The 17692-nt window shown below is 74.8% G+C and carries 14 protein-coding genes; 9 read left to right on the forward strand and 5 right to left on the reverse strand.

Annotation, left to right across the window (positions count from 1 at the left end):
- The first annotated feature begins 82 nt into the window (after nucleotides 1–82).
- Both ACI79K_RS00930 and ACI79K_RS00935 read left to right on the forward strand, forming a co-directional pair.
- Nucleotides 83–946, forward strand: a complete 864-nt coding sequence (locus tag ACI79K_RS00930; protein WP_456598677.1) for an alpha/beta hydrolase — start codon at nucleotides 83–85, stop codon at nucleotides 944–946.
- Between the two features lie 11 nt (nucleotides 947–957).
- A complete protein-coding gene (locus tag ACI79K_RS00935; RefSeq protein WP_456598678.1) occupies nucleotides 958–1938 on the forward strand; it encodes an alpha/beta-hydrolase family protein in 981 nt (326 codons plus the stop codon).
- A 73-nt stretch (nucleotides 1939–2011) separates the two neighbouring features.
- On the opposite strand, the gene ACI79K_RS00940 is transcribed toward ACI79K_RS00935, so the two are convergent.
- Both ACI79K_RS00940 and ACI79K_RS00945 read right to left on the reverse strand, forming a co-directional pair.
- Nucleotides 2012–4723: a S8 family serine peptidase gene (locus tag ACI79K_RS00940; protein ID WP_456598679.1), complete on the reverse strand. Its 2712-nt coding sequence runs from the start codon at nucleotides 4721–4723 to the stop codon at nucleotides 2012–2014.
- Between the two features lie 130 nt (nucleotides 4724–4853).
- A complete protein-coding gene (locus ACI79K_RS00945) occupies nucleotides 4854–5240 on the reverse strand; it encodes a hypothetical protein (protein ID WP_456598680.1) in 387 nt (128 codons plus the stop codon).
- Nucleotides 5241–5385: 145 nt separating this feature from the next.
- Here ACI79K_RS00945 and ACI79K_RS00950 point away from each other — a divergent pair, with 145 nt between their 5' ends.
- The 6 genes from ACI79K_RS00950 to fmdA all read left to right on the forward strand — a co-directional run bounded on the left by ACI79K_RS00950 (nucleotide 5386) and on the right by fmdA (nucleotide 11117).
- Nucleotides 5386–6147, forward strand: a complete 762-nt coding sequence (locus ACI79K_RS00950; RefSeq protein WP_456598681.1) for an alpha/beta fold hydrolase — start codon at nucleotides 5386–5388, stop codon at nucleotides 6145–6147.
- A gap of 98 nt (nucleotides 6148–6245) precedes the next feature.
- On the forward strand, nucleotides 6246–7133 hold the full coding sequence (locus ACI79K_RS00955; protein ID WP_456598682.1) for an alpha/beta fold hydrolase: 888 nt from the start codon (nucleotides 6246–6248) through the stop codon (nucleotides 7131–7133).
- 155 nt (nucleotides 7134–7288) lie between these two features.
- A complete protein-coding gene (locus ACI79K_RS00960) occupies nucleotides 7289–8545 on the forward strand; it encodes an MFS transporter (RefSeq protein WP_456598683.1) in 1257 nt (418 codons plus the stop codon).
- Between the two features lie 221 nt (nucleotides 8546–8766).
- Nucleotides 8767–9051: an FmdB family zinc ribbon protein gene (locus ACI79K_RS00965; protein WP_456598684.1), complete on the forward strand. Its 285-nt coding sequence runs from the start codon at nucleotides 8767–8769 to the stop codon at nucleotides 9049–9051.
- Between the two features lie 62 nt (nucleotides 9052–9113).
- Nucleotides 9114–9797: an AmiS/UreI family transporter gene (locus ACI79K_RS00970; RefSeq protein ID WP_456596643.1), complete on the forward strand. Its 684-nt coding sequence runs from the start codon at nucleotides 9114–9116 to the stop codon at nucleotides 9795–9797.
- Nucleotides 9798–9863: 66 nt separating this feature from the next.
- Nucleotides 9864–11117 (forward strand): formamidase, encoded by a 1254-nt coding sequence (gene fmdA, locus ACI79K_RS00975; protein WP_456598685.1) that lies wholly within the window; start codon nucleotides 9864–9866, stop codon nucleotides 11115–11117.
- Nucleotides 11118–11203: 86 nt separating this feature from the next.
- Here fmdA and ACI79K_RS00980 read toward each other — a convergent pair whose 3' ends face one another.
- The 3 genes from ACI79K_RS00980 to ACI79K_RS00990 form a co-directional block, all read right to left on the reverse strand.
- Nucleotides 11204–12952 carry a putative bifunctional diguanylate cyclase/phosphodiesterase gene (locus ACI79K_RS00980; RefSeq protein ID WP_456598686.1) on the reverse strand — a complete coding sequence of 583 codons (1749 nt, stop codon included), beginning with the start codon at nucleotides 12950–12952 and terminating at the stop codon, nucleotides 11204–11206.
- Nucleotides 12953–13052: 100 nt separating this feature from the next.
- Nucleotides 13053–14849, reverse strand: coding sequence for a putative bifunctional diguanylate cyclase/phosphodiesterase (locus ACI79K_RS00985; RefSeq protein ID WP_456588473.1), 1797 nt, complete (start codon nucleotides 14847–14849; stop codon nucleotides 13053–13055).
- 148 nt (nucleotides 14850–14997) lie between these two features.
- Nucleotides 14998–15531 carry an NUDIX hydrolase family protein gene (locus tag ACI79K_RS00990; RefSeq protein ID WP_456588472.1) on the reverse strand — a complete coding sequence of 178 codons (534 nt, stop codon included), beginning with the start codon at nucleotides 15529–15531 and terminating at the stop codon, nucleotides 14998–15000.
- Nucleotides 15532–15673: 142 nt separating this feature from the next.
- On the opposite strand from ACI79K_RS00990, the gene ACI79K_RS00995 reads away from it, so the two are divergent.
- Nucleotides 15674–17611, forward strand: coding sequence for a primary-amine oxidase (locus ACI79K_RS00995; protein WP_456598687.1), 1938 nt, complete (start codon nucleotides 15674–15676; stop codon nucleotides 17609–17611).
- The last annotated feature ends 81 nt before the right edge of the window (nucleotides 17612–17692 follow it).

A 17692-nucleotide genomic window follows, 5' to 3' on the forward strand; every position in this document is an offset into this window, starting at 1 on the left:
CCGGCGTCGGACGCCGGTAGCGCGCCAGGACGGCTCCGCAGCGTGACGACGGCGCTCGCTCGCGAAGCTTCGATCGGACGGCATGCGCACCCCGCTGTTCGCCCTCCTCGTGGGGCTGTTGTCCCTGGTCGGCAGCTTGTCGCTGCTCGCCCAACCGCGGGCCTCCTCCGGTGGGTCCCCGGTCGGCCTCGACCGCCGCTGCGCCGACGAGCTGTCCGCTCGCCTCACCGCCGGTTCCCACGCCGCGGTGCGCGTGCTCGGCTGCGACCCGGCCGGCCGCGGACGTGCGGTGGTCGCGCTCGGCGACGCGGCCACGGCGGACTCCGTCGCGGTGCTCGTGCCCGGCGCCGACACCGATCTGGCCACCCTGCACGACCCCGCCGATCCGCTGCGCCGCCCGTGGGGCTGGGCCCGGTCGCTGGCATCGGCCGCCGGCCCGCGGACCGCCGTCGTCCTCTGGGTCGGCTACGAGTCACCGCGGGGCCCGGGCGTCGACGCGGCGACCGGCCGGCTCGCGCGGGCGGCCGCGCCGGCTCTGGTCGACGCCGTCGCGGAACTCCGGTTCCGGTCGGGGACGGCGCCGCACGTCACGGTGATCGGGCACAGCTACGGCGCCGTCGTCGTCGCGCTGGCGGCACCGGAGCTGACCGCCGACGACGTGGTGCTGCTCGCCAGCCCGGGCGCGCGGGCGCGCGACGTCACCGGGCTGCGCACGTCCGCGCGGGTGTTCGCCGCGCGCGGCGCCGAGGACTGGATCCGGTTCGTGCCGCACCTGGCGGTCGGCGACCTCGGGCACGGTACGGACCCTGCGGCACCGGAGTTCGGGGCGCGGCTGATCCCGGCCGACGACGTCCGGCGGCACGACGGCTACTTCCACCCGGGCTCGGCGGTGCTCGCCGCGATCGCCGGCGTGGTGACCGGGGCACGGGACGGGGCGACGGCGTGAGGCGGCATCCCGTGGCGACGGTGGTCGCCACCTCGGCCGGCATCGTCTGCGTCGTCACCCCGTGGTTGCTGGAACCGCCGCTGTGGGTGCGGCTGCTGGCCGGCCTGCTGACCGCGGCGACGTGGTGGTGCGCGGCGCGGCTGGTCGGCGCCGTCGTCGAGGGGGTGCGGAACGTGCTCCACGGGCGGGTGCGGTCGGCCCGCCTGGCCGTGGGCATGGCGGCGGTGCTCGTGCTCGCCGGGTGCGGGGCAGCGCCCCCGCCCGCACCTGCCGCGGCGCCCGCCTGGGTGCCGGTCGTCGCGTCGGCGCCCGACGTGCCGGCCGGAACACCCGTCCGCGTGCGGATCGACCTGGCCGACGCGCCGACCGACGAGACGCGGGCCCGGCTGGCCGTCGAGGAGCTGGTCGGCGCCGGCGGGCTGACGCGCTCGACGGTGGTGATCGCCGTCCCCACGGGATCGGGCTGGGTGGACGAGGAGGCGATCGCCGCGCTGGAGGAGCTGACCGGCGGGGACCTCGCGACCGCGACCGTGCAGTACGCGCAGCGCCCGAGCTGGGTGGAGTACCTGCTCGGCACCGACCGGGCGGAGCGGTCGGCGACGGCCCTCCTGGATGCGGTCCGGGCCCAGCTGACGACCCTGCCCGCCGGCGAGCGACCGCGGCTGCTGATCTTCGGGGAGAGCCTGGGTGCGACCGCCGCGGCCGCGGCGGTGACCGAGGTCGGCGGCGTCGACGGCTGCCTGCTGGCCGGGCGGCCGGGATCGGCGGGCTCGTCCCCGGTCCCCGGGTGCACCGACGTCCGCAACGACGACGACCCCGTCCCGGAATGGCACCCCGGCCTGGTGCTGGCCCCGCGCGGTGACCTGCCGTGGCTGCCGGCGGTGACGTTCTGGCAGGTGACCGCCGGTCTGGTCACGGCCCTCGACCACCCGCCCGGCGCCGGGCACCGCTATGGCATGAGCCTGGCCGACGACTGGGCCCGGATGCTGTGACGCCGAGGACCGGCACCGGGAACGCGGCAGCCCCGCCACGACCGGAGTCGTCGCGGGGCTGCCGTCGCTCACCTCAGATGCTCAACCCGCCGCAACCGCTGCTGCAGTCGACGGTCCAGATCGAGCGGGCCAGCGCGCTGAACCGGGCGGACGGCAGGAGCCGCTCCCCGCGCGGGCCGCGGACCGTGCCGTCGGACCCACCGGCCGGCGGGGTGCCGCCCGGTGCGGCCACCCCCGGCTCGGTGCCCGGGGCCGACGGCGCGGGCGCCGTCGGGGTGGGCGCCGTCGGGGTGGGCGCCGTGGGGGCCGGCGACGAGGTCGCCGTCACCAGGGTCAGCCCGCCGCCGAGCACCGTCGACGAGCGGTCCGGCGCGAAGACGTGGACGTCGTAGACGCCCGCCACCAGCGTGGGCGACTCGAAGACGATCTCCGTGCCGCTGAGGCCGACGATCCGCACCCCCGTACTGCTCCCCACGCGCACCAGCACCCCGGACTGGAAGCCCGAACCGCTGATCCGCACCCGGGTGCCACCGGACGCGCTCACCACCGACGGCGAGATCGAGGTGATCCGGTACGCCCCCACCGACGGGTACTGCTTCTCCCCGCCCGTGGCCGGCTGGGGTGCCGCCGGCGCAGGAGCAGGAGCCGAGGGAGCCGGCGATGACGGAGCAGGGGCCGACGGTGCCGGGGCCGAGGGGGCCGGCGACGACGGCGTCTCGCTGCCGGGACGCGGCGTGGTCGGCGCGGTGCTGCCACCGTCCGGCGTCCGGCCGCCGTCCACCACGGGCGACGACGGGGCGGGGGCCGGCGTCGGCGAGGTCCCCGGCGCAGGAGCCGAACCACCGGGCGCCGGTGCGCCGACGGACGGAGCCGGTGCCGACGGCGCCGGAGCGCCCGGCGACGACGGCGCCGGAGCGGTCGGGTACGTGGGAGCCGGCGTCGGGGAGGTCCCCGGCGCAGGAGCCGAGCCGCCGGGCGCCGGGCTGCCGACCGACGGCGCCGGCGTGCTCCCGCCGGACGGCGGAACCGGCGTCCCCGGGGACGGCTCGGGCGCCGGGTCGGCGCTGCGCTGCGCCTCCTCGCCGACCAGCAGCGGGGCGGCGTAGGCCATGCCGAGCGCCTCGCCGTCCTTGGCCAGCTGGACCACCAGCACGTACCGGCCGTCCTGCAGCTCGGTGCTCGGCGTCAGCACCAGCGAGCCCAGACCCTCCCGGGTGCCCAGGGAGAAGCGCGCCTCGCCGGCGTCGTCGGTCGTCGCCGTCTGGCCGTTCAACGTGATCGCGTGCTGCGTCAGCGCCAGGACGTCGCCGCCGTGCTCCATGCCCAGCGAGATCCGCGCCTCGTAGGCACCGCCCGGCACCGAACCGCTGGCGACGACCTGCGGGGTCACCGTCCCGGCCATCGCGGTCATGTTCGTGAAGCGGTACCGCACCGGCGCCGCCGTCTCCCCGAACTTCGTCAGCGACAGCCGGCCGCCGGTCACCGACCTGCCGGCAAAGGCCGGCAGGGGCTCGACGTCGGCCAGCAGCCGCTGCACCACCTCGGGTGCGGACGCCTCGCGGTCCAGCCCCTTGTAGAGCGCTGCTGCCGCGGCCACCTGCGGCGCCGCGATCGAGGTGCCGCTCACGAGCTTGTACCAGCCGTCGGGCGTCGTGGAGAACACGAGCGTCCCGGGGGCGAACAGCTCCACCGTGCCCGCCCCGTAGGCGGAGAAGTCGCTGACCGTGTCGGCGGCCGTGCTGGCGCCCACGGTGATGACGTTGGGCCGGTTGATGCTCGCCGGGTACACCGGCGAGGTGTCGCGGTTGGCGCTGTCGTTGCCGGCCGCCACCACGACGACGACGCCCCTGCTGTTGGCGTAGTCGATCGCCTCGGTCAGGATCGCCGCGCCCCCGGGGCCGCCCCAGGAGGCGTTGATGACGTCGGCGCCGTTGTCCGCCGCGTAGCGGATCGCCTGCGCGCCGAGGTAGAGGTCGACGCTCCGCCCGGCGCCGATGACCAGCGGCATGATCGAGACGTCCGGCGCCACACCCGCGGTGCCCTGGCCGTTCCCGGCGCGGGCGCCGACGGCTCCGGCCACCGTGGTGCCGTGCGAGTTGTCCAGCCCGGCGTTCGTGACATCGGCGGAGTTCGTGTAGAAGTTCCAGCCGTGGCAGTCGCCCGGCTTGCCGTTGGCGTCGGTGTCACCGGTGCCGCAGGGCTGGTCGGGGTTGGTCCACAGCGCGCCCTGCAGATCGGGGTGGCCGGCCGCGAACCCGCTGTCGAGGACGGCGACCGTGAGCCCCCGGCCCGTGCCGGCCCGCCAGCCCTCCGGCGCGGAGACGTCGGCTTCGGCCACCCCGCTCTGCCCGTGGAAGTTCGAGCCGGTGTTGCTGAGGTTCCAGCCGTAGGTGCCCCAGTACGGGTCGGAGACGGACTCGCCGAAGACCTCGCCGGGCTCGGAGAGCGTCACCTGCGCGCCGGCCAGCAGGTCGGTGACGACGGAGGGGACGAGGTCCTTCCCGGCGACCAGCGCGGAGCCGTCGAACAGCGACTGCGCCGACGCGATCGCCGGGTGGGCGTCCAGCAGCGCCACCTGCTCGGCGGTGACCCCGCCGTCCAGCGTGACGACGAGGCGGGTGAGCCCGTCGCCGGCCGGGCCGAAGTCCTCAAGGACCGGCACCGCCGGTGCCGCGGAGGCGAGCGTGCCGATGACGGCCGTGCCCCCGAATCCCAGTGCCGCGGCCGCCAGGACCGCGATCCCGCGGTACCCCCTGCCGGCCGGTCGGCCTGCCGTGTCCCTCATGCGTCACCCGATCCGTCGTCGAGACCTCTTCCTGGAGGACCTCGGCGCGCACCGGACGGTGCTGGATAGCTCGAAGGAGGGATCTACGGCAGCGGCTGCCCCCGCGACCGGCGGTAGGTGGCGGGGTGGGTCAGTCCTTCAGCGAGCGGATCCACAGCGCCGCCGCGCCGTAGGCCAGCGAGCTGGTGATCGCCCGCGTCGTGGTCCGGCCACCCGCCTGGCCCGCCGCCGCGAGCGCAGTCAGCGTGTCGAGCAGGTTCATCGCCGCCACGGCGGCCAGCCCGCGGTCGACCTCCTCGTCGGTCTTCGCGGTCAGCGCCAGCGCGGAGACCACCAGCGCCCGGCTGCCGAACAGCCGCTGCAGCTGCAGGCCCGACGGCGTCACCGGCACGCCGTAGCTGTTCGCCACCGCCCGCGGCGCCAGGACGCTCATCGCCCCGAACGCCGCCCCGACGGCGCCCAGCGCCTGCGCCATCGACCTCTTCGAGGTTTCCGCTGCGGTCTTCTTCCTGAACATCGCGAACTCCCAGGTACGAGGACAGACGGCGTCGGCTCACCGCCACCGGCCACTCAACCAGCGCCGCGCCCCGCCCGCAGCGCGAGCCGGGCGCTCCGCCGTTAGCGTCCCGACCATGACCGCCGACCGCCGTTCCCGGTAGACCGTGCCGCCGGCCGTCGAGCTGCAGCACCGCCCCACCCCGTGGGGCGTGCTGCGCAGCCGCGTGACCGGCACGGCTCGCCCCGGTGTCGCGGAGGTCGTCGTCGTCCCGGGCCTCGCCGTCGCCAACTACCTGCAGCCCGCCGTCGAGGCACTCGGCACCTGGACCCGCGCGCACCTCGTCGAGCTGCCCGGCTTCTCCGGTAGCGGTGAGCCGCCGCACCCGATGGACGTCGTGGAGCACGCCGACGCGGTCGCCTCCTGGCTCGCCGCCGGCGGGCCCGAGAACCCGGTGCTCGTCGGGCACTCCAGCGGCACGCAGGTCGCCGCCCACGTCGCGGCTCGCGAACCCGGGCGGGTGCGCGCGCTGGTGCTCGCCAGCCCGACCGTCGACCCGGCCTACCGCAGCATGCGCCGGGTCCTGCTCGCCTGGCGGCGCAACCACGAGCTCGAGCCTCCGGAGCTCGACGTCCAGCACACCCCCGACCGGCGCCGTGCCGGGCTGCGGCGGGTCCGGCACGCCCTGGCCGCCCACCTCGCCGACCGCCTGGAGGACACGATCCAGCGGGTCGACTGCCCCGTGCTCGTCCTCCACGGCGACCGCGACCGCCTCTGCACCGAGGCCTGGGCGCGCGAGCTCAGCTCCCGGGCAAGGGACGGCCGGTTCCGCAGCGTCCCCGGCGCGCACAGCTTCGTCTGGACGGCGCCCGACGCGTGGTCCGCGCCCGTCGCCGAGCTCGCCGGCGCCCCGCCGCTTCCCGCGTGACACCGAGCCCGGCGGCGATTGACCCCCCGGGAGCCGGACGCCACGATGGCCGGACCGCCGTCCCCGCCGGGCGGCCTGCGATGACCGTGAGGGAGACCATGAGCGGCACGGAGACGATCCAGATCCCCCACCTCGGTGGCTCGACCATCGGCTACCGGCTCGGCAGTGCGTACGACGCGTCGCTCCCGACGCTGGTGATGGTCAACTCCTTCACCACCTCCGTCGAGCTGTACCGGCCCCAGTTCGCGGACGAGCAGCTCTCCGCCACCGCCAACCTGCTCGCCATCGAGCCCTACGGGCACGGTGCCACCCGCGCCTCGTACCGGCAGTTCACCTACTGGGACACGGCCGTCGCCGGGCTGCAGGTGCTCGAGGCGCTCGGCATCCCGCAGGCGTTCGTGCTGGGCACCTCCCAGGGCGGCTGGATCGCGGCACGCATGGCCATGCTCGCTCCCGACACCATCAGGGGCATCGTCCCGCTCGGCACCTCGATGGACTTCGAGAGCCAGCGCAGCCGCGAACTGGGGTGCTGGGACGGGGTCGCGTTCTGCACCCCCGCCATCGACGCACTCGCCGAGCCCGTCGGGAACGACTGGACCGTCCCGGTCGAGCTCGTCGACGCCACCCTCGCGGAGGGCATGGGCGACGACGTCCCGGCCGACGAACGCGCGTTCTGGCACCGGGAGCACCAGGAGAACTACGCCGGCGACGCCGGACGGCAGCGGCTCCGGATCAGCAGCATCAACCTGCGTGACCGGGACGGCCTGCACGGCCGGCTGGACGGCGTCCGGTGCCCCGTCCTGTGGATGCACGGCACCGCGGACCGGGTCTACTCGGTCGCGAACGCCCAGGCCGAGATCGAACTCTTCGTCAACAGCGCCGGCGCCGAACTCCGCGTCGTCGAGGGCGGCCAGCACTTCCTCAGCGCGACCCACCCCGAGGTCGTGAACGCCGCGACGGTCGAGTTCATCGACCGCTGGAAGTAGCGCCCGGCGGCAACCTGATCGGGCGACGCGTCGCAAGTCGACCGTCCCGCCGGCGCGCTAGGGTTGACGGGTTCCAGAACGCCCCGTGTGTAACTACCTGCTGCCGGCCACGCCGGCGGATCAAGGCGGCACGCCCGATCTGCCCAGCAGAGGTCATGTTCCACACGCGCCCCACCGACTCCGCGGTGCTCCGCTCCGCCGGTCTCTCCTACTTCCCGCTCGCGTTCATCGCGCGGCTGCCGTTCGCGATGATGGTCGTCGGCGTCCTCACCCTCGTCGTCGCCGAGCGCGGCTCGGTGACCCTCGGCGGCCTCAACTCCGCCTGCGCCGGCCTGGGCACCGCACTCGCCGGCCCCCTGCTCGGTGCCGCGGTCGACCGCTTCGGGCAGCGCCGGGTGCTCGTCCCGGTGGGCCTGGTGAACGCGAGCCTGCTGGGCGTCTTCCCGCTGGTCGTCGCGAGCACCGCGGCCGACGCCGCGCTGCTGGCGCTGTCGGTCCTCATCGGGGCCTCCGCACCGCAGATCGCCCCCATGTCACGCACCCGGCTCATGGCGATCATCCGCCGGTCGGTGCACCACGACCGCCGCGAGCGGGTGGTCAACGGCACGATGGCCTACGAGTCCGCCGCCGACGAGATGGTCTTCATCATCGGCCCGTTCCTCGTCGGGCTGCTCGCCACCGCGATCGCCCCGTGGGTCGCCATCGCCGGCGCCTCGGCGCTGACGTTCGTGTTCGTCACCGCGTTCGCCCTGCACCCCACCGGCCGGCTGCACCCCGGCACGGACCCGACGGTGGCCGCGCGGGCGCCCGTCCGCGAGCTGACCCGCTTCCCGCTGCTCACCGTCGTCGTCGGCACCCTCGGCGTCGGCCTGTTCTTCGGCGCCACCCTGACCTCGCTCACCGGCTTCCTGGCCGTCGACGGCGACGGTGACAGCGCCGGCCTGCTCTACGGCGTCATGGGCATCGGGTCCGCGGTGCTCGCGCTCGGCACCGCGGCCCTGCCGGTGCGCTTCTCGCTGCGGGCGCGGTGGCTCGCCTTCGGGTCGCTGCTGCTCGCCGGCGCGATCGCCTACGCGTGCGCCGGGTCGGTGCCGGCGCTCGTGGCCGCCCTCGCGGTGCTCGGCTGCGGCGTCGGGCCGACGCTGGTCACCCTGTACAGCCTTGCCGCGGCGCTGAGCCCGGCCGGCCGCTCGGCTACCACCATGACGATGCTCGGCTCCGCGGTCGTCGTCGGCCAGGCGGTCGCCTCCGCGCTCACCGGCGTGCTCGCCGATGCGCTGAGCGCGGGCACCGCGCTCGCCGCCCCCGCCGTGGCAGCCGCCCTCGTGGTCGCCGCCGGCGCGGCGCACGCGGCATCGGTGCAGCGGAGCGCCGTGCGACCGGAGCCCGAGCCGGTCCCCGTGCAGGTATAGCGACCGGGGACGACAGCAGGTCCGCGGCCGCTCTGCCTCTGAGTGCCACGGCACTCAGAGGCAGAGCCCGCGCGGGACCGCACATTGCGTGAGGGCGCGCGCGAGCTCTCGCGTACCGGAACGAGCTCGCTTGCCGCTGGATCGCCGGAGGCCTTGACCGGTCCTCCGGCCCCCGAGAGCGTGGGTCGCCTGCTCGAACACCGCGAGTGACGAGGACGGCGATGGCTTCCTACGTGTACCGATGCGACGACCACGGGCTGACGGAGCGCTCGCTCCCGATCGGCACCGCCGAGCCGACCACCTGCTGCCCCACCTGCGGGTCCGCCGCGGTGCGGGTCTTCACCCCGCCGCGCCTCTCCTTCGGCGACCCCACGCGGCGCGCCCTGATCGACCGGACCGAGCGGACCCGCGACGAACCCGAGGTGGTGTCCTCCCCCGGCCCGCGCCCGGCCCGCCGCTCCCCGGTCGCCGCCAACCCCGCGCTCCGCCACCTGCCCCGGCCCTGAGCCGGGCGTCGCCCACCGGAACGAGCAGCCCGCTCCGCCTCCAGCGATGAAGGGACGTCCCCATGGCCAGCGTCGGACTGCTCTACGTCGGGGCCGTGCTGATCCTGAACGGGCTGATGCTGCTCGGGTGGGTGGACGCCCGCGCGGCCGCGCCGCTGAACTTCTTCGTCGGCGGGCTGCAGGTGCTCACGCCGACCTTCCTGATCGTCACCTCCGGCGGTGACCCCGACACGATCCTCGCCGCCTCGGGCCTGTACCTGTTCGGCTTCACCTACCTCTACGTCGGGTTCAACCTGCTGGGCGACCTGGACGGCACCGGGCTCGGCTGGTTCTCCGCGTTCGTCGCCTGCTGCGCCCTGGTCTACGCCGGGCTCAACTTCGGGCGCCTGGACGACCCTGCGTTCGGCGTGATCTGGCTCTACTGGGCGGTCCTGTGGGCGCTGTTCTGGGTCGTCCTCGGGCTCAAGCGCGAGGAGTGGACCCGGTTCACCGGCCTCGTGGCCGTCGTCGCCGGTGTGTTCACCGCCGCCGTCCCCGCGTTCCTGCTGCTCACCGGCGTCTGGGGCGACTACCTCACCGAGTCGGCGGTCGCCCTCGCCGTCATCTGCCTGGCGTCGCTGGCGCTCGCCCCTCGACTGCGCGAACCGGCGGCCACCGAGGCGACGGCGCCCGCGCCGGAGCTGCGGGAGGGCGACGTGCCGCCGTCCCCCCGCTCCGGGACCCCCACCGCCCACGAGAGGCGGTGACGCCGATCCCGCACACCGCACCCGCTCGCACCCGGACGCGCACCACCTGTGACCTGGAGGTCCCCCGTGCCGAAAGTCGTGTACCCCCTCGACTCGTCGAAGAAGTTCACCGAGCAGCAGTACGTCGGGCACAACCGCTGGCACCCCGACATCCCGGCCAACGTCACCGTGCGCCCGGGTGACACCTTCCGCGTCGACTGCCGGGAGTGGTTCGACGGCGCCATCCACAACGACGACTCCGCCGACGACATCCGCGACGCGCCCCTGTCGACGGTGCACTGCCTGAGCGGACCCTTCCACGTGGAGGGCGCGCAGCCGGGTGACCTGCTGATCGTCGACATCCTCGACGTCGGCCCGATCCCCCAGGAGGACTCCGGGCCGCTCGCCGGCCAGGGCTGGGGCTACACCGGGATCTTCGCCAGGCAGAACGGCGGCGGCTTCCTCACCGACCAGTTCCCCGACGCCTACAAGACGATCTGGGACTTCTCCGGGCAGACCGCCACCTCCCGGCACATCCCGGGCGTCTCCTTCACCGGCATCGTCCACCCGGGGCTCATGGGCACCGCGCCGTCGGCCGAGCTGCTCGCCCGCTGGAACCGCCGCGAGCAGGCGCTGATCGACACCGATCCCGACCGGGTGCCGCCGCTGGCGCTGCCCCCGCTCCCCCAGGACGCCATCCTGGGCACGCTCCAGGGCGCCGACTACGACCGGGTGGCCGGCGAGGCCGCGCGCACCGCGCCGCCGCGGGAGAACGGCGGCAACCAGGACATCAAGAACCTCACCAAGGGCAGCCGGATCTTCTACCCGGTGTTCGTCGACGGCGCGAAGCTGTCGCTCGGTGACCTGCACTTCTCGCAGGGCGACGGCGAGATCACCTTCTGCGGCGCGATCGAGATGGGCGGCTTCATCGACCTGCACGTCGACGTCATCAAGGGCGGCATGGAGACCTACGGCGTCAGCGAGAACGCCATCTTCCTGCCCGGCAACGTCGACCCGCGGTACGAGCGCTGGCTGGCGTTCTCCGGCACGTCGGTGACCCTGGACGACGAGCAGCGCTACCTGGACTCGCACCTGTCCTACCAGCGCGCCTGCCTGCACGCGATCGACTACCTGACCAAGTTCGGCTACACGCCGGAGCAGGGCTACATGATCCTCGGGGCCGCACCGATCGAGGGCCGGCTCTCCGGCGTCGTCGACATCCCGAACTCGTGCTCGACGGTCTACCTGCCCACCGGGATCTTCGACTTCGACGTGGAGCCCTCGGCGTCGGGCCCGACCCGCATCGACCCCGGCATGGGGGTGCCCCGGTCCAGCTTCTGAGCCCACCACCTCTCCACGGACGGCCCCGGCCACGCAGGCCGGGGCCGTACGTGCGCCGTGGCGGTATCGCGGGCGACGGCGGCCGGCTACACCCGGACGCCGGGTGCGAGCTCGGCGACGAGCTCTCCGACCGGCCTCGGCCGCCCGTACAGGTAGCCCTGCGCCAGCGGGCAGCCGAGGTCGACCAGCGCCCGCGCCTGCTCCGGTGTCTCCACGCCCTCGGCGACGAGGACCAGCTCCAGCGCGTCGGCCAGCGCCATGACGCTGCGCAGCAGCCGCGCCCGCCGGCTGGAGGTGGTGATCGCCGAGACGAAGGAGTTGTCCAGCTTCAGGAAGTCGGTGGGCAGCGTGTCCAGCCGCGCCAGCGCCGAGTAGCCGGTGCCGAAGTCGTCGATCGCCACCTGCAGCCCGTGCTCGCGCAGCGCGTGCAGCGCCGCCACCGACCGGGTCGTCTCCGCCTCGACCAGGCTCTCGGTCACCTCGACGACGGTCCGCTCCGCCGGCCAGCCGGTCGCGGCCAGCGTCGCCAGCACCCGGTCGGGGAACCCGGGGTCGTCCAGCTCCAGACCCGACACGTTGACCGTCAGGAACAGCGTGCGCCCGGTCGCCTCCGACAGCGTCCGCGCGTCCTCGCACGCCGCCGTCCACACGAACGCGCCCAGCGCGCCGACGAGGCCTTCCTGCTCGGCCACCGGCACGAACTCCGCCGGCGGGACGGGCCCGCGCGACGGGTGCGCCCAGCGCACCAGCGCCTCCACGCCGACGACGTCGCCGTCCGCCGGGGTGACGATCGGCTGCAGATGGACCGACAGCCCACCGGAGCGGCCGGCCGCGAGCGCGGCGGCGAGGTCGCGCGCCAGCGGGCTCTGCCCGTCGGCGTCCAGCTCGCTGCGCCCGCGGCCGAGCGTCTTCACCCGGTACAGCGCGGCGTCGGCCCGGCGCATGAGGTCCGACGGCGAGTCGCCGAGCGCCAGCTGCGCCACGCCCACCGACGTCCCCACCTGCGGCAGCGCCGCCCGCAGCGACTCCGCGACGGCCAGCGCCCGCTCGCCGTCGGAGCCGGGCAGCAACAGGGAGAACTCGTCGCCCCCGTGCCGCGCCAGCACCGCACCCCGGGGCAGCAGCGGCCGCCAGGTGGCCGCGACCGCGCGCAGCAGCTCGTCGCCGGCCGCGTGTCCCTGCGTGTCGTTGACGGTCTTGAAGTGGTCGAGGTCGAACAGCGCCGCCGACAGCGGCTCGCCCGAGCGCACCGCCGTCCGCACCGCCGCGTCCAGCGTCTCGTCGAAGCCGCGCCGGTTGACCAGCCCGGTGAGCGCGTCCTCCTCGGCGCTGGCCGCCCGCCGCGCCAGCACCCCGACGGCGCCGGCCGAGCCCAGCACCAGCACCGCCAGGACGACGGCGGTCCCGACGGGGACGTCACCGCGCACGGCGACGACCACCGTGCCGATGGCGAGCATCTCGGTCAGGAAGCCCAGCGCCCACGGCCGCGGGAAGAAGAGGAAGGCGACCATCGCCGCGAACGCCGACAGCGCCAGCACCGCGACTGCGCCGCTCACCGTCGGCGCGGAGAGCCCGAAGATCCCGATGCCCACGACGCCCAGCACGAGCAGCGCCTGGAAGAAGCCCCGCGGCACCAGGTGGCCCCAGCGCACGACCGCCAGGCCCACCAGGGTCGTGACGGGCCCGAGCGCCGTCACGGCCGGGTGCACGTGGTCGAGGCCGCCGGGCGTGCCGAGGACCAACCCGACGGCCGCTACCCCGCCCAGAGCGGTCAGCAGCCCGGCGGTCCGGGCGACCACTCGCGGGGTGGCCACCTCCGGGGCCATCCGACTCATGCGCATGACCGTCTAATCGGTTGTGCGCCACCGGAGCTGGAGGGTCCCTCCCCCGTCCGGGCAGGTTCCGCAGGCGGGCGGGGTGCGGCGCCGAGCCCGGTCACGACGGGAAGTGCGTCCCCAGCTCGTTCAGCGGGGCCGGCCGGGAGAACAGCCAGCCCTGCGCGTAGTCGCAGCCCATGGCCTGCAGCGCCGCGCGGTGCCCCTCGGTCTCGACCCCCTCGGCGGTGACCACCAGGCCGGCGCCGTCGGCGAAGTCGACGAGCAGCTGCACCAGGGCCCGGTCGCGGTCGTCGGTGAGGATGCCCTGCACGTACGAGCGGTCGATCTTCAGGCCGTCGGCGCGCACCTCGCGCAGGTGGCGCAGCGACGTCCCGCCGGCGCCGACGTCGTCGAACGTGACCTTGTAGCCGGCGGCGCGCAGCTGCTCGAGCGGCTCGACCGCGGCGTGCAGCTGGTCGACCAGCAGCGACTCCGGCACCTCCACCCGCACCAGCGCCGGGTCGAGGCCGGCGGCACCTGTGGCGTCGGAGAGCACCGTGCCCAGGCCCGGGGTGAGCAGCCGGTCGGTGCTCACGTTGACGTTCAGCGCGACGCAGCCCGCCTCCGGGCCACTTTCCCGCTGCCAGGCGGCGAACTCCCGCGTCGCGGTGCGCAGCACCCAGTCGTCGAGGGCGGTGAGCTGACCCGACCGGGCGGCCGAGGCGAGGAAGGCGTCGGGCGCCAGCAGGCCCAGGCGCGGGTGCTGCCAGCGGACCAGCGCCTCCACGCTGCCGAGCCGGCCGTCGGCCAGCCGCACGATCGGCTGGTAGAGCAGCAGGAACTCCCCGCGGGCCACGGCCTGGGCCACGCTGGTACCCGCGAGCGGATCGGCGTCCACCGCCGTCGTCACCAGGACGGGGCCGCTGACGTGGTCCCCGCCGTTGCGCTTGCCCGTGTACATGGCCAGGTCCGCCGCCCGGACGAGCTCACCCGGGTCCACGGAGCCGCCGGCGCTCACCGCGAGCCCGGCGCTGACCCGCACCCGCTGCGCGACGCCGTCGTCCCGGCTGATCGCGGCCACGGCCCGGTGCATGCGGACGGCGATCGAGCGGGCGATGTCGGTGTCGGGTGCGCCGTCGCGGCGGGCCAGGGAGGTGTCGATGTCGAGGCACGCGGCGAACTCGTCGCCGCCGAGGCGCGCCACCAGGTCCACCGGCCGGGCGGCCTCGGTCAGCGCGGCCGCCACGTCGCGCAGGAGCGCGTCCCCGCGGTCGTGCCCGAGGTCGTCGTTGACCAGCTTGAACCCGTCGAGGTCGAAGTAGACGACGGCGGTCTGGTGCCCGGGCTGGGTGGCGCTGCGCCGGCAGGACTCCTCGACCCGGCCGAAGAACGCGTGCCGGTTGGCCAGGCCGGTGAGCGGGTCGCGCAGCGCCTGGCCGGCGAGCGCGCGGGCCAGCGCGGAGAGCAGCACGGGCATCGGGACGGCCCGCACGCCGTCGGCGCCCAGCACGAGGACGTGGTCCTGCACGTGCTCCGGGTCCCGGGTGATCGCCCGGCTGGACGCCTCGATGACCGTCGTCGTCGCCGGCAGGGTGAGCGCGTCCCACTGGGCGACGTCGGACAGCCGCCGGCGCCCGTACAGCGAGCGGCCGTAGCCGTAGGCCCCGCTCATCAGCGCCTCGAAGCGGCTGCGCTCGACCAGCCCGACCACGCCGTCGACGTCGGGGTGGGCGATGACCGCGCACCCGGCGTCGCGCGCCCGCCCGAAGACCCGGTCGAGCTCCTCGCAGCTGCCGGCGCCGGGCAGCACGGGCACCGCACGGGCCAGGACGCCGAGGGTGAAGGTCTCGCCGGCCTCGCCCTCCGGGTGCAGGGCACCGAGACCGTCCTCGACCGTCGTCAGGTGAGTGATCACAAGATCACATCGACGCGCGGAGGTGCGGAACCGGAGGGCGGGCCGCAAATCTCACCCGGGCGGGTGGCTGACCTGCGGATTTTCCCGTGGTGCGGGTCACCTCCCGCGCCGAGCCGGGGCGCCGCCACGGCCCCGGGCCGGTGGCCGGTCAGACCCCGAGGTGCGCCAGCGCCTGCAGCAGCAGGGTGCTCTGCCCGTTGGTCAGCTCGGCCAGCACCGCAGGATCGCGCGCCTCCAGCGGCGAGAACCAGGTCAGCTCCAGCGCGTCCTGCTGCGGCGAGCAGTCCCCCTCGACCGGCACCACGTAGGCCAGCGACACCGCGTGCTGGCGCGGGTCGTGGAACGGCGTCACCCCCGGCGTCGGGAAGTACTCGGCGACGGTGAACGGCTGCGGCGCGGGCGGGACCCGCGGCAGCGCGAGCGGGCCGAGGTCCTTCTCCAGGTGCCGCAGCAGCGCCGCCCGCACCCGCTCGTGGTACAGCACCCGCCCCGACACCAGCGCCCGCTTGATCTGCCCGTCCTCACCGGCGCGCAGCAGCAGCCCGATCGACGTCACGGTGCCCTGCTCGTCCACCCGCACGGGCACCACGTCGACGTACAGGATCGGCAGCCGCTCGCGCGCCGCGTCCATCTCCTCGCGGGCCAGCCAGCCCCCGCCTGTCGCCGTCGTCAGCTCGGTCATGGGAACTGTCTAGCCGATGCCCCCAGCAGGCCGACACCCGCGCGGCTGGACGGCGGACGTGCTCCCCGTCACGTGGCGGCGCCGATCCGAGCCCCGACCGGAGCCCTTCCCCTTCCGCACCCCCAGGAGTAGGCACGTGACCATGACCGCCGTCACAACCGGTACGACCACCCACCCGCTCGCCCGGCTGACGGGCGAGGAGATCACCGCCGCGACGGCGATCGTCCGCGCCGCCGGCCTCTGCGCCGAGTCCAGCAAGTTCGTCTACGTCGGGCTCGAGGAGCCGCACAAGGCGCAGGTGCTGGCCTGGCGGCCGGGCGACGCCGTCGAGCGCCTCGTCCGGGCGCTGCTGCTCGACCGCGCCACCGGCGCCGGCCGCGACGTCACCGTCTCGCTGACCGCCGGCACCGTCGTCCGGGACGTCGAGCTCGACGCCGTCGCCGACGGGCAGGTGCCGATCCTCGACGCCGAGTTCGAGTCGATCGAGCCGATCCTCGCCGCCGACGAGCGCTGGGTCGCCGCGATGGCCAAGCGAGGGTTCGACGTGGCCGACGTCCGCGCCGTGCCCCTGTCGGCCGGCTCCTACTTCGCCGACGAGCGAGGCCACCGGATCGTCCGCGTGCTCGGCTTCCACCAGGCCGACGAGGCAGACCTGCCCTGGGCCCACCCGGTCGACGGCGTGGTCGCGTTCGTCGACATCACCCGCGGCGTGGCGACGGCGGTGCAGGACCACTTCGACCTCGCCGTCCCGGCCGAGCGCGCCGACCTGACCCCCGACGTGCACCCCGCGCCGGTCCGCGACCTCAAGCCGATCGAGATCGTCCAGCCGGAGGGGCCGAGCTTCACCGTCGAGGACGACGAGGTCACCTGGGCCGGCTGGCGCTTCCGCATCGGCTTCGACATGCGCGAGGGGCTGATCCTCAACCAGCTCTCCATCGACGGCCGCTCGGTCATCCACCGCGCCTCGATCTCGGAGATGGTCGTGCCCTACGCCGACCCCTCGCCGGTGCGGTTCTGGCAGAACTACTTCGATACCGGCGAGTACCTCTTCGCCCGCTACACCAACTCCCTGGAGCTCGGCTGCGACTGCCTCGGCGAGATCCGCTACTTCGACGCCACGATCGCCGACGAGGACGGCGCCCCGCGCACGATCCGCAACGCCGTCTGCATGCACGAGGAGGACTACGGCGTCCTCTGGAAGCACACCGACATGTTCAACGGGATGGCCGAGACGCGGCGCCAGCGCCGGCTGGTGATCAGCTTCTTCACCACCATCGGCAACTACGACTACGGCTTCTACTGGTACCTCTACCTCGACGGCACGATCCAGCTGGAGAGCAAGGCCACCGGCATCGTGTTCACCTCCGCCTACCGCGGTGAGGAGCACCCGTACGCCACCGAGATCGCCCCCGGCCTGGGCGCGCCGTACCACCAGCACCTGTTCTCCGCGCGGCTGGACATGGCCGTCGACGGCGTCGACAACACCGTCTACGAGGTCGACGCCGTCCGGCAGCCGGTCAGCGAGGTCAACCCGTACGGCAACGCGTTCACCCGCCGGATGACCCCGCTGACCTCCGAGGCGGAGGCCGCGCGGCTGGCCGACGGCACCGTCGGCCGGGTGTGGCACGTGGTCAACGAGTCGAGGAGGAACCGGCTGGGCCAGCCGGTCGGCTACGCGCTGCACCCCGAGGGCGGTCCGGTGCTGCTGGCCGACGAGTCCTCGTCGGTGCACGCCCGGGCCAGCTTCTCCACCAAGCACCTGTGGGTCACGCAGTACGACCCGGCGGAGAAGTACGCGGCCGGCGACTTCGTCAACCAGCACCCCGGCTCGGCCGGCCTCCCGGCGTTCGTCGCCGACGACGCGCCGCTGACCGACACCGACGTCGTCCTGTGGCACACCTTCGGGCTGACGCACTTCCCGCGGCCGGAGGACTGGCCGGTGATGCCGGTCGACTACGCCGGCTTCACGCTCAAGCCGGTCGGGTTCTTCGACCGCAACCCCGGCCTGGGCGTGCCGAGGTCGGCGTCGTCCCACTGCGCGTCGGGGGCGGACGAGGCCCCGAGCGGGCACTGCTCGTGACCGCCGCCGTGGCCCGCGCGGTCGCGTCTCCCGCGGGCGCGCTGATGTCGCCCGAGCCGGCGCTCGTCTCCGGCCAGCTGC

Source organism: Blastococcus sp. SYSU DS0616 (assembly GCF_054051015.1).

What these genes read in the sequence shown, in the direction of transcription:
- ACI79K_RS00930 (WP_456598677.1), top strand. Translation starts at nt 83, where the DNA reads ATGCGCACCCCGCTGTTCGCCCTCCTCGTGGGGCTGTTGTCCCTGGTC.
- ACI79K_RS00940 (WP_456598679.1), bottom strand. Translation starts at nt 4,723, where the DNA reads ATGAGGGACACGGCAGGCCGACCGGCCGGCAGGGGGTACCGCGGGATC.
- ACI79K_RS00945 (WP_456598680.1), bottom strand. Translation starts at nt 5,240, where the DNA reads ATGTTCAGGAAGAAGACCGCAGCGGAAACCTCGAAGAGGTCGATGGCG.
- ACI79K_RS00955 (WP_456598682.1), top strand. Translation starts at nt 6,246, where the DNA reads ATGAGCGGCACGGAGACGATCCAGATCCCCCACCTCGGTGGCTCGACC.
- ACI79K_RS00960 (WP_456598683.1), top strand. Translation starts at nt 7,289, where the DNA reads ATGTTCCACACGCGCCCCACCGACTCCGCGGTGCTCCGCTCCGCCGGT.
- ACI79K_RS00965 (WP_456598684.1), top strand. Translation starts at nt 8,767, where the DNA reads ATGGCTTCCTACGTGTACCGATGCGACGACCACGGGCTGACGGAGCGC.
- ACI79K_RS00970 (WP_456596643.1), top strand. Translation starts at nt 9,114, where the DNA reads ATGGCCAGCGTCGGACTGCTCTACGTCGGGGCCGTGCTGATCCTGAAC.
- ACI79K_RS00980 (WP_456598686.1), bottom strand. Translation starts at nt 12,952, where the DNA reads ATGAGTCGGATGGCCCCGGAGGTGGCCACCCCGCGAGTGGTCGCCCGG.
- ACI79K_RS00990 (WP_456588472.1), bottom strand. Translation starts at nt 15,531, where the DNA reads ATGACCGAGCTGACGACGGCGACAGGCGGGGGCTGGCTGGCCCGCGAG.
- ACI79K_RS00995 (WP_456598687.1), top strand. Translation starts at nt 15,674, where the DNA reads ATGACCGCCGTCACAACCGGTACGACCACCCACCCGCTCGCCCGGCTG.